This window comes from Lysobacter cavernae (assembly GCF_042648505.1).
Taxonomy (GTDB): Bacteria; Pseudomonadota; Gammaproteobacteria; order Xanthomonadales; family Xanthomonadaceae; genus Lysobacter_L; species Lysobacter_L cavernae.
Genome location: NZ_JBHRXK010000015.1, coordinates 1 through 13,754 on the forward strand (window position 1 = coordinate 1; position 13,754 = coordinate 13,754).

Sequence of the window (13,754 nt, forward strand, 5' to 3'; positions counted from 1 at the left end):
GAGCCGTGCGCGATAGCGGGCGGCAGAGCGCGCGCAGAAATTGCATGCCATAGACCCCAAGAAAGCCGCGTGGGGCCTAACGCCTGAATTAAGCCGAGCCGCGAAGCGGCTTCGGCTTGAATGAATTGTTAGGCCTCACGCAACAGCCAATGCGAAGAAGCAAGTTGCAACGCAACGCCTAAGAGTTTACGAGTGGCGCCGATACAGCCAGCGCCAAGCAAAAGGAACCGTAACCACTGCGATGAGACCGAACGCCCACGATGTGTACACGAGCCACAGTGGGTTGTAGGACGTAGAACCGGCCGGCCCGAGTGGTGCCAGCAGCCTGGGCCCGAAGAAACCTAAGCCAATGGCCACAATCAACGACACAAGAAAGATGATTGCCAGTGGTTTGAAGCGAGCAGTGTTGTTTGTGGTCATCGAGAAATCTTCCATGAGGCCTAACGCCTGAGTTAAGCCGACTTGCGTAGCGGAGGCAAATACATGGCAAGCTTTTCCTGTCATGTATTTGATGTAGCGAAGCAAGTTCGGCTTGAACGAATTGTTATGCGCCACCGTAAGCCGAACGAAGCCAGAAATGCAACGGGGATTTACTTTCACGGATGATCGGGAGGCCGGGGGCAGTTGGGCGCAGCGACACCGATCGGCGGCCAGGCGCTTTGCCCGAAGCCTGTGGCGCGTCTTTCCGGGGCGGCTGACGATCCGGGGCTGACACTGGCCGCAGACCAGAAGCAACTTGGGGCGAACAACTTGCCGGGGCCATAACCCGCCGCAAGCCGAACGCGCCTGCCAGATGTTTCCGAAGCCGATTGGCCACCAAACGCCACGCCGAAATTACGTTGCACCACACAAGACAATTCAACCGCGCATAACGCCGGAATTAAGCCGTGCCGCGAAGCGGCATCGGCTTGAATGACTTGTTATGCGGTGATTGCTGGAAGAGTGGGAAGAACTTGCACCCGCCACAGCCGAAACACCGCCCCCGAGCGAACACTACCAAATTACCGGACGAAGCTTTACCGAGAACCCGCGGCGCGTGATGTGCCCGAGCCACCAGCAACCGGAGCACCAGGAGGCAACAGCGCGAGCGGCGGAGCGGTGATAGTCACGATGGCGGCGAGGGTAGGGATTGCTACCCGGAGCCGGCCCGGCATGACGAGACGAACTGGCCGAAGGAACAACTGCGAAGATGCTTTTGCAACACCGCATAACGCCGGAATTAAGCCGTGCCGCGAAGCGGCATCGGCTTGAATGACTTGTTATGCGGTGATTGCCGGAAGAGCGGGAAGAACTTGCCCCCGCCACAACCGCAGCACCGCCCCCGAGCGAACAGTACCAAATTGCCGAGTAGAAGCTTTGCCGAGAACCCGCGACTCGTGATGTGCCCGAAGCCGCCGACAACCGGGACGCCAAACCGTAACAGCACGAGTGGCGAAGTGATGGCCGACACGATGGCGGTGAGAGCAGGGGCCGCTACCCGGAGCCGAACCGGCACAGCGCGAAATGCTGGCCGAATGAGCAACTACGGGGATGCTTTTGCAACACCGCATAACGCCTGAGTTAAGCCGAACCGCGTAGTGGAAGCAAAATGTGGCACGCTTTTCAGTGCCGCATTTTGCTGGAACGAAGCGGTTTCGGCTTGAACGAATTGTTAGGTTTCACCCTTGCCGGCAAAGCTGACATGGGTGTTGCCCTTGTGCTGAGCAATGCTAAGTGCTGATTGTGTATGACAAATCTCGCACTCGAAGTGGATGACAAGCCCGTGACGGCGTGAGCTTGGGTTGTTGGCCATTGATGTGTCGGTTGAGACGGCACCGTCTTGCACAGTCAAATGAATGCCATGAGCCTGATCTTCTCCGCGCTCAAAGACCTCGACGCGGTGATGATGTAGGTAGTTGCTTTGACAGCTTGGACACAGCAACTCCGCGTCGTAGCCACCTTGGGGTTGATTGAAAGCAGGCTGCATTGAACTCTCCTGTGAAACCTAACGCCTGAATTAAGCCGAGCCGCGAAGCGGCTTCGGCTTGAATGAATTGTTAGGCCTCATTTGCGAGGGCCTGCACTATTGAGGGACAGCCTCTGCATGGCGTCATAGCTGTGGAGCTTGAAGAACAGCCATATAGCAATAGGTGGCGCCAGTGAAGGCAAGCCGTATAGCCATTGGTTCTTCCCTTGGGCTGCCGCAGCCTTACCAATGAACCATGCGGTGGCGGTATTGAGAAGCCAGACCACAATGATTGCGATATCGCTGGAGTAGCCGAGTTCGGAGAGAACCATGGCTGCAGCGGCTCCCCCGAGGATCTCCAGCGCCAAGAGCCAGCCGGCTCTGCCCAGGTTTGTTTCAGCAAATGCAAGTGGATTGAACATGAGGCCTAACGCCGGAATTAAGCCGTGCCGCGAAGCGGCATCGGCTTGAATGACTTGTTATGCGGTGATTGCCGGAAGAGCGGGAAGAACTTGCCCCCGCCACAACCGCAGCACCGCCCCCGAGCGAACAGTACCAAATTGCCGAGTAGAAGCTTTGCCGAGAACCCGCGACTCGTGATGTGCCCGAAGCCGCCGACAACCGGGACGCCAAACCGTAACAGCACGAGTGGCGAAGTGATGGCCGACACGATGGCGGTGAGAGCAGGGGCCGCTACCCGGAGCCGAACCGGCACAGCGCGAAATGCTGGCCGAATGAGCAACTACGGGGATGCTTTTGCAACACCGCATAACGCTGGAATTAAGCCGAGCCGCGAAGCGGCTTCGGCTTGAATGACTTGTTATACGGCGGTGCTGATGGAGCCAGCAAACTGACAGCCCCAACCCCAGAGCACCCCGCGCCAGCCGGCACACTAGCACGCACGGCGAGGAGGCTTTGCCCGGACGGCTTGCGGCGGGAAGTGACCGGAGCCGCCGAGAACAGGAGCACCGCAGGCCGGCAACACGAGTGGCGGAGCCGGGAGCTGCACGATTGCCGGAATCGGGAGGATTGCTGACCGGCGCCGACCGTCGAAGACACGACAGCGTTGCCGTAGGAAAAACCACGGCAATGTTTTTGCACCACCGTATAACGCCTGAGTTAAGCCGACCTGCGTAGTGAAGGTAAACCCGTGGCAAGCTTTTCCTGCCACGGGTTTGCCGTAACGAAGTAGGTTCGGCTTGAACGAATTGTTATGCGCCACCGTAAGCCGAACGAAGCTAGGAATGCAACGGGGATTTACTTTCACGGATGGCCGGGAGGCCGGGGACAGCGGGTCGTAGCGACACCGATCGGCGGCCAGGCGCTTTGCCCGAAGCCCGTGGCGCGTCTTTCCGGGGCGGCAGACGATCCGGGGCTGTCACTGGCCGTAGACCAGAAACAATACGGGGCGAACAACTTTCCGGGGCCATTACTAGCCGCAAGCCCGACGCGCCTGCCAGATGTTGCCGAAGCCGATTGGTCACCAAACGCCATGCCGCAATTGCGTTGCACCACACAAGACAATTCAACCGCGCATAACGCCTGAGTTAAGCCGACTTGCGTAGTGGAGGCAAAAGCGTGGCAAGCTTTTTCTGCCACGCTTTTGCTGGAACGAAGCAAGTTCGGCTTGAACGAATTGTTAGGCCGCGCTGTCTGCGAGCTTTCATCGTCTGGCGCGCTCTGGCCAATCTTGGACTTGGTAGCTAGCATCAAAGCCAAAGATGGCAAAGAAGGCGATGACAAGAAGCGCGACGCCACCGAAAGCTAGCGCGTTCTTGGCCTTGGTGCTGGTTACGCCAAAAGCGCTAATGAGCTTATCCAAAGCAAAGAATGCCCCAGCGGAGCCCAGGAAGAACAGCATGAGTTTGAGTGCGCTTTCCATGGGGTGCCCGGTGGCGGAATGAGCGGCCTAACGCCTGAATTAAGCCGAGCCGCGAAGCGGCTTCGGCTTGAATGAATTGTTAGGCCCCATTCTCGGCGTTGGAATAGGGGGCAATGAGTGCTTCATGTGCCGCGTGGAGCTGAAGCATGACCGCCTGAACTGACGCATGTCGCTTGCCCAGCTCGGTTAGCAGATCGCTTAGCTGCTCCGCGCTGGGTTGTGACTTTGCAAAAAGTATAAGCAACGACTGATGTGCGACGTGGTCGCGATGAGGAAGTTCTGCGCGGAGAGCATCTACCAGCGAGGTGTCGTCGCATATTTTTGCGAATACCTGTAGCAGGCGGCCAAGAGGAGCTTGTTTGTAATCTTCTTTGCGGAAGCCGAAATGCACCCGACCATCCACGAGGCTTCTAACTATCTCGAAGTGGTTCCCGATGTAGGTCTTTAGCAATTCTTCGATCATCTGGTAACCGGCCAGTGCGTGGGCGGCGCCGTCTCGGTACAGTTCCTTTCCGGTTTCGACAAGGTCAGTCATGGGGCCTAACGCCTGAATTAAGCCGACCCGCGAAGCGGGTTCGGCTTGAATGAATTGTTAGGCATCACTCGGTTGGAACGTAAATTGCGATGGCTTTACCCACCTTGCTCACCTGTGCGGCGGAATAACCCACTCCTGACGTATAAGCGGAGTTTCCGGAAATAGATGTGTTGGCATATCCGCTGCCAATAGATCCGGTGTGCTGAGTATCAATTCCCTGTAGAAGAATTCCGTTCGCGCCAAGGTCGGCGGCCTCAGCCTTTAAGCGCTTCATGACCTTGTTCATTCTGCTCTGTGCAGAGAATCCATTTGCACCAAGGTCAGAAGCCTCAAGCAGAGCGACTGTTTCATACTTGGTAGGTGGCTCAAGGTAGACCTTTACTTGCTCTAGCTCGATTGGCTCACGAGCGGTGCCAACAAGGACGTGAGACGACGCACAGGCCGAGGCAATGACCGCAAGGCCGACGATGAAAGACTTCTTTAGCATGTTCATAGTGATCCCCCGTGTAGTGTGATGTGATGCCTAACGCCTGAGTTAAGCCGACTTGCGTAGTGAAGGCAAAGGTATGGCAAGCTTTTTCTGCCATACCTTTGCCGTAACGAAGCAAGTTCGGCTTGAACGAATTGTTAGGCCCGTCTCCCGACTATGTACGAGTGACATGGCCTTTACCTTTGCATCTGGAGCATGGAACACGACGACCCTCGCGGGGCTCACTGGAGATTCCCCAACAAGTTTGACAGTCAAAAGGCTTTCCCTTGCCACCACAGTCAGGGCATTTCACCTTGCCCGTGCCTCGGCAAGCGGGGCAATCCTTCAACTCCAAGCCGCTGTTCTTGCCTATTGCCACAGTTGCGACCTTCGCTCTTGACGGGCCTAACGCCTGAATTAAGCCGACCCGCCCAGTGATGCCCGATTCCGATGAAGTCACGAAGCGGGTTCGGCTTGAATGAATTGTTAGACCGGCGCAACCAGCACCGTTCCAACCCCCTTGCTTTAGCGAAAGACTCTCACTGGAACTGGCCGTAAGCAAGTAGGCCGGCCAATCGCGGGAATGCGGTGCTTTACCCAGGAACCCCGAGGCGGGGTGTAGCCGAAGTCGAGCATTTGCAAACGCTGAGGATGTGGCCGAAGCAAACACCAACGGCGAATCTATTTTTGCAAAGGTCTAACGCCGGAATTAAGCCGACCCGCAACGCGCAGACCGGGTGCCGATGCAACATCACCAACGACATGCTTCAACGAAGGGACGAAGCGGGTTCGGCTTGAATGACTTGTTAGGCGGTGCTGCCCCGGACGTTTGCGACAACTGCAAACGCCGCCTGCGACAGCGCCGCCCCAACCGAAAGACTAGCAGCCTGCGACGAGCGACGCTTTACCGAGAAGCCACGGCGCGCCATGCGGCCGAAGATGGCCCCGCAATCATTACGCCGAGCAGCCAAGCCTGCGAACTGAGAGAGCTTGCGCGCTTGCCGAAGAAGAACGGCCGGAGCCGGCGACCGAACAGTCCGCGACTAGAACAACACGTGGGGATGTTGCCGAAGGAGCGGGCCGCCGAACTGTTTGAGCAGCACCGCCTAACGCCTGAATTAAGCCGAGCCGCGAAGCGGCTTCGGCTTGAATGAATTGTTAGGCGACGTCCCGGATAAGGCTGTGCCTGCGAAGAAATGCTTCAATGCGGTCACTCAAATTATCTGGATCTGCCCAAAACAGCTTGTCCAGATGATCCAACCGGCTGGACTGGGAGGCCGATAGTGGGCGAGAAATCTGTCGCCTTGCGGATGTGTCGACGGGAACCGAGTCGAACCCAAAGACTATTTTCTTTGCTTTCAGCAATAGTTCCAATGACGTGGTTGCTCCAATCCCCTCTAGGCCGAGAAGAGCGTCGCTGTAATAGGACGAGGCACTGTTGAAGAAATACTGATCGAAGCCGCCGTTATAGACCTCTCCGTCCAGAAGTCCCACAGCAACATAGCGCTTTTCCGCATCCGAGAGGCTCAGATAGCCGCCATCGGTGTGATGCATTCGCGCAACCAAAGAGCGCCAAAGGATGCGCACCGGATCGGTTCGATCAAGTTCTCGCTGCTTTGTGTAGTGCTCCTTCGAGGCCTCGATCGACTCACGGGTTCCGGTGGCGCATGGCATGCACAGGCCGCCGTTCTTCGCAGCGGTAGTCGGAAGAATGTTGACACTACACTTTGAGCACGGAACCTTTTCCATCAGTCGCCTAACGCCTGAGTTAAGCCGACTTGCGTAGCGGAGCCAAACACATGGCAAGCTTAACCTGCCATGTGTTTGGTGTAGCGAAGCAAGTTCGGCTTGAACGAATTGTTAGGGCTCACGCCCTGTACTCCAGAATTGCATGGCTTTTGCCTGCAGCCTTGGCCAAGAAGACAAGAAGGTGATCATTGAGCTTGAGGTAGTTTGGCAGAGTGCGACTATTGCCATTGAAGCGCAGCTGGTAGTACTCCCCATAGCCGGCCTCGCCGTGATAGATCTCAGCCTCGAATCTCTCGCCATGCGGAAGCACTACAACGACATGCTTGTGGTCTAGGTCGAGTGCGCGAAAGGCCGGATATGCGAGTTGACTCTTGGGAATGGTGATTGGATGGCCGGAGCCCTCCAAGAACGATTCATTTACCGTGAACTCAAAGCTCGACATAACTCCCCCTGTGAGCCCTAACGCCTGAATTAAGCCGACCCGCGAAGCGGGTTCGGCTTGAATGAATTGTTAGGGCTCAGCCGATTTCTGGCAATGAGCCTGCCGCCAAGCCAGCAACAGAACTGTGCCAGCATTGGTTTCCGAAAGGTGGGGGCGCTGCGTATCTGTCTGCATGTTGGCAACAAAGGCTTCAGCAAGTTGCTCTTGCGTGACGGGCCTACTGGAACACAGTGGCTCATTGAGTGTGAGTGCAAGAAGCAGGTCGGCTTGCCCTTCAGGCGATAGACCAGGCCCCCTCTTTGCGAGGTTGAAGCCGATGAACTCCCGTTGCACTTGCATGCCAGAACGAACGCCAGCGATAAACAACGCGCATTTTTCGCTGCTAGAACCATCACCGGAGCACAGCGACAACAACTCACCAGCCGTGTACTTGGCCGGCGACTCAGCAGCGGACGAAAAACTGGGCACAGCTAATGACGCAACCAAGACAGCGGCTTTTACAAGAATCCACATGAGTCTCCCCCTGAGCCCTAACGCCTGAATTAAGCCGAGCCGCGAAGCGGCTTCGGCTTGAATGAATTGTTAGACCTTAACGCCACGAGCTATGGTCGCTATTGCCGCAATTGCAAATCCCGCTTGGGCAAGTACTAGAAAACTTTGAACTTGGGAAATGCCTGCACTCATGCGGCCTGCGGCGGCAAAGTCTCCGCTCATGGCCTTGTTGAAGCTACGCCTTACGATCCACTTGGCCGGATAGTAGATCCCACGCTCCATCTCCCGAAACAGGGCCCGAAAGTCAATGTCTATGTCTTGCTCTGCTAAAGCATGGCCAATCTTGTCGGATTTCTCCGCGGCCGCCGAGCTGGCGCTGACAATAGCGGCAAGCCAGCGCTGAAGTACGCCAAGAATGACCGCGGCGAGTAACAAGAGCAGACCTGTCCGAATGGACCAAAGCGATACGAACTGCTGCACTGAAGCAAGGTTGGCGAGAACTAGGGAATATGTCGCGCCAACGCCCACAAGTAGCCAATTGCCAAATGAGCCCATGTGCTCGCTTACATGAGCTGCAACGAGCGATAGGAGTCTACCCGCGGTAACACGCTCGTGAATCTCGGGGAGTTCGTCACTCACGAAGGTGTCTCCTTAAGGTCTAACGCCTGAGTTAAGCCGAGCCGCGAAGCGGCTTCGGCTTGAACGAATTGTTATACCTCACCTCAGTGCTTTGGCCGCATCTTCGGCGACGCGCTGGACTGCGGCCATAACTGTTTGATGTTCGCTCCACGCCATGAGCTTTCCGCTGGGCCGGTGGAACGACGCAATTACATTGCCGTTGTTTACGTCAATGATGCGAACGGTAGCGAATCCATTGAGTGTGGCGCCGTCTTTATGGCTCGTGACCTTGCCGAGAATGACGGCTTGAGCGCCGGCTCTCTTTGCCGCAGCAATTGCGTAATCCGTGTCAGCGATATTGCCGCCTGATGCGATGTCGGGACCCTCAAGTCTGAGGGATGCGCCTTGAACCACTTTGGCGGAAATCCGCGTCTCCAGCTCCGACACGAACATATCGGTGCTTTCCTCGACGAACTCGGGATTGCCCTCAAATCTCGGCACGTAAACAGTGCGAATCGCGGCTGCGGCAATCTGATCGCTCTTAACCCGCACGATTGATGGATTTGAACAAGCAGCAAGAGATAGCAGAGCCAAGACGCTGATTGCTGTAAGAAGTTTCCGCATTACGACTCTCTCCCCAGTGAGGTATAACGCCTGAGTTAAGCCGACTTGCGTAGTGGAGGCAAAAGCGTGGCAAGCTTTTTCTGCCACGCTTTTGCCGTAACGAAGCAAGTTCGGCTTGAACGAATTGTTAGGTGCCAAGCCCGTTGCTCGCAAGCAACCGAGCCAGCACGTGGTAACCAAAATTAGCTAGCTCAGTCTCGGGAAGCCCGGCTAGGTCATTGAGACTGCCAGGTGCGTAGTCCTTGAAGGTAAACAAGCTGTGGTAAGCCCATGTACCGGACTCATGGCCTTTACGTGCGTCATCAAGAACTACCCGTAAGCCGCCATCTGGAAGTTCGGCCAAGCTGCAAAGAACAGCCATGCTTTTGGTTGGGGCCTTCTGTGAACTGTCCATGGCACCTAACGCCTGAATTAAGCCGAGCCGCGAAGCGGCTTCGGCTTGAATGAATTGTTAGGCCCCGCTGGCATGTAGTCTGAGATGCTGTATTTCTTGTACATGTACAGCGTGTAGACAATCCAGTAGACCAGGATGGCGAACGATACAACGATCTCAAGAACGTCGATCCTTGTCACAGGGCCGAGCTCGTGAGTCTGTCGCCACAGAAAATAGCCATTGAGTGGGATGCTAATTGCGCCAATGCCAATGAAGGCACAGTAGCGAACAGTGGCGATAAGGCGGACTTTAGATGCAGCCGTCAAGCGTTGCTTGAATGAGTGTGTCTGGCGCTGCGCCCATTTGGTGAGCCACTCCCCAACCGGCTTCAGGGTGGCAAGAATCAAGGCTGACGCTACGGTCGCCACGATCTGCACAGTAAGCTCGTGAGTCATTGACGCGCCCAATGTGCCTCCTTCGGGGCCTAACGCCTGAGTTAAGCCGACTTGCGTAGTGAAGGCAAAGGTATGGCAAGCTTTTTCTGCCATACCTTTGCCGTAACGAAGCAAGTTCGGCTTGAACGAATTGTTAGGCCGCGCTGTCTGCGAGCTTTCATCGTCTGGCGCGCTCTGACCAATCTTGGACTTGGTAGCTACCATCAAAGCCAAAGATGGCAAAGAAGGCGATGACAAGAAGCGCGACGCCACCGAAAGCTAGCGCGTTCTTGGCCTTGGTGCTGGTTACGCCAAAAGCGCCAATGAGCTTATCCAAAGCAAAGAATGCCCCAGCCGAGCCCAGGAAGAACAGCATGAGTTTGAGTGCGTTTTCCATGGGGTGCCCGGTGGCGGAATGAGCGGCCTAACGCCTGAGTTAAGCCGACCCGTAGCGGGGTGACGACTGGGTGCTAGCGTAGCGGAAAAGCACCCAGGCGACGCCCCGATGCGGGTTCGGCTTGAACGAATTGTTAGGCCGCAGATCAATCACGATATGTAACCGAAACATCACCCACTGACCTTTGCTGCTCGAAAATCTTGGCTGATCCGGACCAGAGCACAGTCAAATCTGAGTCTGACTGCCACTTCATCCGAAGTGGAATGGTGCCATCAAGCACAAGTGTATTGCCGGAGTCAGGAGGCAAGTCATCATGAGCCGGAATGATTGAGAGTTGCGTATTGAATCCAACCGTCGCGCCGCAGTTACGATTAAACACGATCGCCTTGCGCTGCCCAGATGGTGAAAGCACGGTTTGAACGACCTCATTGCTGCAGGTGTCGCAACCCGAAAGAGCGGCGGATATAGCGAACATTGCAATGAATTTCCATGAAGGCTTCATGCGGCCTAACGCTTGAGTTAAGCCGAACTGCGTAGTGGAAGCAAAATGTGGCACGCTGTTTGTGCCGCATTTTGCTGGAACGAAGCGGTTTCGGCTTGAACGAATTGTTAGGGCGCACCCTTGACGCGCAGCATTTCAAGAATACGCCAGACAACAAATGCGAGTAGCCCGGCTGTCAAAAGCCAAAACTGCAGCTTTATGTAGAAAGATGACCGGCCCAGGTTCTCTAGTGTGTGGCCTTTCCGCAGCTCGATAACACGCTGAGTCTCTGATGCACTATCGGGCTGCCGAAGATGGATGCCGCGCTGCAACTGAAGCGAATCAAAATTTGCATGCATAGCGCGATGAGTCCACGTGATGCGCATGCAGCCTGCATAGAAGCTCGCAAGCCAGCAGAACACAGCGAAAAGACCTGGTGCAACCCAAAACGTGATCGGAAGGCCATCAAGTTTCTGCAGGGCGTAACCAAGTGCCGCGCCCGTCGCGGCTAGCAGGAAGTACACGTACTTATTGTGGCTCTCAAAGTGGAGCTTCTGCAGTTCTTTCAGATCTTCGTTATCTGCCATGTGCGCCCTAACGCCTGAGTTAAGCCGAACCGCGTAGTGGAGGCAAAGGCATGGCAAGCTTTTCCTGCCATGCCTTTGCCGTAACGAAGCGGTTTCGGCTTGAACGAATTGTTAGCCCGCCGCCGGGATGCTGGGGTACAGCGCCGCACCGTGGCGAACCAAAACGAACCAAAGGAACAACAAAACGCCAACAACAAAAGAGATGCCTTGGAAAAAGTATAGCCGCCGTGTGATGCGGCCCAACTTTCGTAGGGTTTCCCTCATGGCCTTGAGGGCCGGGTCCACGTGATTGTTCTCGCGTTTGCGTGCGACTTGAGCGGTAAGGTCGAAGTCACGAACGCGATTGAGTGAGAAAAGTACGCCGGCACCGATTGAGCACACTTGAACAGCGCCGTGCAAATGGAAAAGAACAGACTGAAAGCAGCCAATGTACGCAGTCACGCCATCAAGGAGCGAAGCGGTGAAGGCTAGGGAGCCCGCACTAAGACCGAACATAAGTGTCGATGCGGATTGCTTCTGGTCAATGGATTTGCCTTGCCAATGGCGAAACGATTCTTGGGTCATAAGGGCTAACGCCTGAGTTAAGCCGAGACGCGTAGTGGAGGCAAATGTGGCAGGCTCTTTCTGCCGCATTTGCCGGAACGAAGCGGCTTCGGCTTGAATGAATTGTTAGGCCCCGTAACTTCCCCGGAGCCCGCGCACGGCGGCCGCGATGAACCAGCGACTTTTCCGTGAGCCAGTAACGTATCACCACCGGGAATCCGCGTGGAGGTGTCACGCGAACCGGCCGAAGCGAATGGGGCTTTACCCGCAAACTTGCCGGAGGCGAATGGCGCAGCAACCGAAGCCGAGCCCCGCAAGCGATCAGGTTGCATTGAACTGTCGATGCCAGAAGGCCGCAACGCAACGGTACGGGGCCTAACGCTTGAATTAAGCCGACCCGCACCGGGCAGCTTCCGAAGCCGATGATAACCGGCAACTCCCCGAAGCGAGCAAGCCACGAAGCGGGTTCGGCTTGAATGAATTGTTAGGGCGCCGCAGTGGCCAAACGCCGGGCACGAAAGACGCGACGGACTAGCCCGGAGTTGCTTTTCCCAGCCGAGAGCGCCGATGCCGGAGCGCGACCCGATGAAAACCCTCCCCGGTGCTTTGCCCAAGATGCTGCCGAAGGCGATACGGAAAGTTGGGGCGCACCGCGAGGATAAGTAAGCGCAACTGGCCGTCAGTCTAGAACTGACAAAACGCCGCAGAGCAAGAAGCTGAGCGAAGCGCGGATACGCAGGCGCGACCCACTACAAGACAAAGGCTTTAAGCGGCCTAACGCCTGAATTAAGCCGAGCCGCGAAGCGGCTTCGGCTTGAATGAATTGTTAGGGCTCACTAGTAGCCACGACGTACAGCTCTTCAAACACATGGTCTGGCATCCAGGTCTCGTATTGATCAGGCATTCCCAGTTTGCGCACGACCAAGTAGCCAATAAAAATGTGCATATGACTGCTTGGTGGTGGTTGCATCGTTTGGCTTGAGCTGAGTTTGCTGTAGCGGTAACCGTAGTCTCGGTTTGATATCTCCGCGGCTTTGACAATGGGCCCATACTTTCGCGCCGTGTCTCGATCTCGGGCAGAGTAAACCGACATCTGATCTTGAGAGACGAACGGCCGCTCTTTCCAGTCTTTTATGTCCATACGAGAAAATCCGGTGTGAGCCCTAACGCTGGAATTAAGCCGACATGCGAAGCATGTTCGGCTTGAATGACTTGTTATGCGGCACGGCCCGAGGGGCTGAGAACGTTGAACCGCCACTCCCCAAGGCGACCCGCGAGCCAAGCATGCCACAGCCGCTGATGTGGGGCTTGCCCCGCAGCCCGGGACGCGGGGTGCGACCGAGGCCAAGGAGGCGGGTGCGCGGCAATGGCACAGCCGAACGAGCGAAGGCGCGACCGATCCGGCGCGGGAAGCCGTAGAACCGCTAACCGGAGCCGGCCCGCAACGATGCGAGAGAGTGGCCGAAGGAACCCAACAAGAAAATCTTTCGCCGGTGCCGCATAACGCCTGAGTTAAGCCGACTTGCGTAGTGGAGGCAAAAGCGTGGCAAGCTTTTTCTGCCACGCTTTTGCCGTAACGAAGCAAGTTCGGCTTGAACGAATTGTTAGGTGCGTGTGCGACGCCGCACCACGATCTTTTGTGTAATACGCCGATTGATCTTGCGTTTCCATTCCAGTTGCTTGGGTGACAGTTTGCGCTTTAGGCGAGTCTCGACGAGAAAACTGTACTCAGACTCGTAGATGAAGCCGAGCTTTAGGCCATGCTTGATCACGTCAAGGTTGGCGTTTGCGTGAGGGTCTTTGGCGATGCGCTTAAGGCCATCAAACAAGGTTCCTGTGTCAATGCCAATGAACCGATTAATACAAACGTTGCCGACGTACGTGGACTCTCCGGTAATGCGGTTTGTAATGTAGCAATGCTCTTTGATCTCTTGGCCGCACGGGCAATTGTCGAAGTCCTCCGTGATCTCTACTCCGATCAGATCCCACTCCGTACGAGCTACCTCGAAGCGATCTGAGCGCGAAAGAGGCAGGATGTGCGCTTTGAGCTTTTCAAGGTTGTGCTCCATTGAACTCTCCCCACGCACCTAACGCCGGAATTAAGCCGAACCGCGAAGCGGTTTCGGCTTGAATGACTTGTTATACGGCGGTGCTGATGGAGTCGGCAAACTGACAGCCCCGAC

The 13,754-nt window shown here is 56.0% G+C and carries 17 protein-coding genes; all 17 read right to left on the reverse strand.

Annotated elements, in window-relative coordinates:
• Nucleotides 1–186 precede the first annotated feature (186 nt).
• Nucleotides 187–600, reverse strand: a complete 414-nt coding sequence (locus ACFOLC_RS15820; RefSeq protein ID WP_386760231.1) for a hypothetical protein — start codon at nt 598–600, stop codon at nt 187–189.
• Between the two features lie 1,051 nt (nt 601–1,651).
• Nucleotides 1,652–1,966 carry a hypothetical protein gene (locus tag ACFOLC_RS15825; protein WP_386760232.1) on the reverse strand — a complete coding sequence of 105 codons (315 nt, stop codon included), beginning with the start codon at nt 1,964–1,966 and terminating at the stop codon, nt 1,652–1,654.
• A gap of 77 nt (nt 1,967–2,043) precedes the next feature.
• A complete protein-coding gene (locus ACFOLC_RS15830) occupies nt 2,044–2,367 on the reverse strand; it encodes a hypothetical protein (protein ID WP_386760233.1) in 324 nt (107 codons plus the stop codon).
• 1,241 nt (nt 2,368–3,608) lie between these two features.
• Nucleotides 3,609–3,827, reverse strand: a complete 219-nt coding sequence (locus ACFOLC_RS15835) for a hypothetical protein (RefSeq protein ID WP_386760234.1) — start codon at nt 3,825–3,827, stop codon at nt 3,609–3,611.
• Between the two features lie 79 nt (nt 3,828–3,906).
• On the reverse strand, nt 3,907–4,362 hold the full coding sequence (locus ACFOLC_RS15840; RefSeq protein WP_386760235.1) for a hypothetical protein: 456 nt from the start codon (nt 4,360–4,362) through the stop codon (nt 3,907–3,909).
• A 64-nt stretch (nt 4,363–4,426) separates the two neighbouring features.
• On the reverse strand, nt 4,427–4,849 hold the full coding sequence (locus ACFOLC_RS15845; RefSeq protein ID WP_386760236.1) for a hypothetical protein: 423 nt from the start codon (nt 4,847–4,849) through the stop codon (nt 4,427–4,429).
• A gap of 1,140 nt (nt 4,850–5,989) precedes the next feature.
• Complete coding sequence (locus tag ACFOLC_RS15850) at nt 5,990–6,505, reverse strand: DMP19 family protein (protein ID WP_386760237.1); 516 nt, start codon at nt 6,503–6,505, stop codon at nt 5,990–5,992.
• Nucleotides 6,506–6,698: 193 nt separating this feature from the next.
• On the reverse strand, nt 6,699–7,022 hold the full coding sequence (locus tag ACFOLC_RS15855) for a hypothetical protein (protein ID WP_386760238.1): 324 nt from the start codon (nt 7,020–7,022) through the stop codon (nt 6,699–6,701).
• A 69-nt stretch (nt 7,023–7,091) separates the two neighbouring features.
• Nucleotides 7,092–7,535 carry a Rap1a/Tai family immunity protein gene (locus ACFOLC_RS15860; RefSeq protein ID WP_386760239.1) on the reverse strand — a complete coding sequence of 148 codons (444 nt, stop codon included), beginning with the start codon at nt 7,533–7,535 and terminating at the stop codon, nt 7,092–7,094.
• Nucleotides 7,536–7,604: 69 nt separating this feature from the next.
• Nucleotides 7,605–8,153 (reverse strand): hypothetical protein, encoded by a 549-nt coding sequence (locus ACFOLC_RS15865; RefSeq protein ID WP_386760240.1) that lies wholly within the window; start codon nt 8,151–8,153, stop codon nt 7,605–7,607.
• A gap of 78 nt (nt 8,154–8,231) precedes the next feature.
• Nucleotides 8,232–8,894 (reverse strand): hypothetical protein, encoded by a 663-nt coding sequence (locus ACFOLC_RS15870; RefSeq protein WP_386760241.1) that lies wholly within the window; start codon nt 8,892–8,894, stop codon nt 8,232–8,234.
• Between the two features lie 273 nt (nt 8,895–9,167).
• Nucleotides 9,168–9,698 carry a hypothetical protein gene (locus ACFOLC_RS15875; protein WP_386760242.1) on the reverse strand — a complete coding sequence of 177 codons (531 nt, stop codon included), beginning with the start codon at nt 9,696–9,698 and terminating at the stop codon, nt 9,168–9,170.
• A 43-nt stretch (nt 9,699–9,741) separates the two neighbouring features.
• Complete coding sequence (locus ACFOLC_RS15880; protein ID WP_386760243.1) at nt 9,742–9,960, reverse strand: hypothetical protein; 219 nt, start codon at nt 9,958–9,960, stop codon at nt 9,742–9,744.
• 145 nt (nt 9,961–10,105) lie between these two features.
• The gene (locus ACFOLC_RS15885; protein WP_386760244.1) at nt 10,106–10,462 is read right to left on the reverse strand and encodes a hypothetical protein; all 357 of its coding nucleotides are present in this window, start codon (nt 10,460–10,462) and stop codon (nt 10,106–10,108) included.
• Nucleotides 10,463–10,569: 107 nt separating this feature from the next.
• Nucleotides 10,570–11,028: a hypothetical protein gene (locus ACFOLC_RS15890; RefSeq protein ID WP_386760245.1), complete on the reverse strand. Its 459-nt coding sequence runs from the start codon at nt 11,026–11,028 to the stop codon at nt 10,570–10,572.
• Nucleotides 11,029–11,139: 111 nt separating this feature from the next.
• A complete protein-coding gene (locus ACFOLC_RS15895; RefSeq protein WP_386760246.1) occupies nt 11,140–11,592 on the reverse strand; it encodes a hypothetical protein in 453 nt (150 codons plus the stop codon).
• Nucleotides 11,593–13,175: 1,583 nt separating this feature from the next.
• Nucleotides 13,176–13,640, reverse strand: a complete 465-nt coding sequence (locus ACFOLC_RS15900) for a hypothetical protein (RefSeq protein WP_386760247.1) — start codon at nt 13,638–13,640, stop codon at nt 13,176–13,178.
• Between the last annotated feature and the right edge of the window lie 114 nt (nt 13,641–13,754).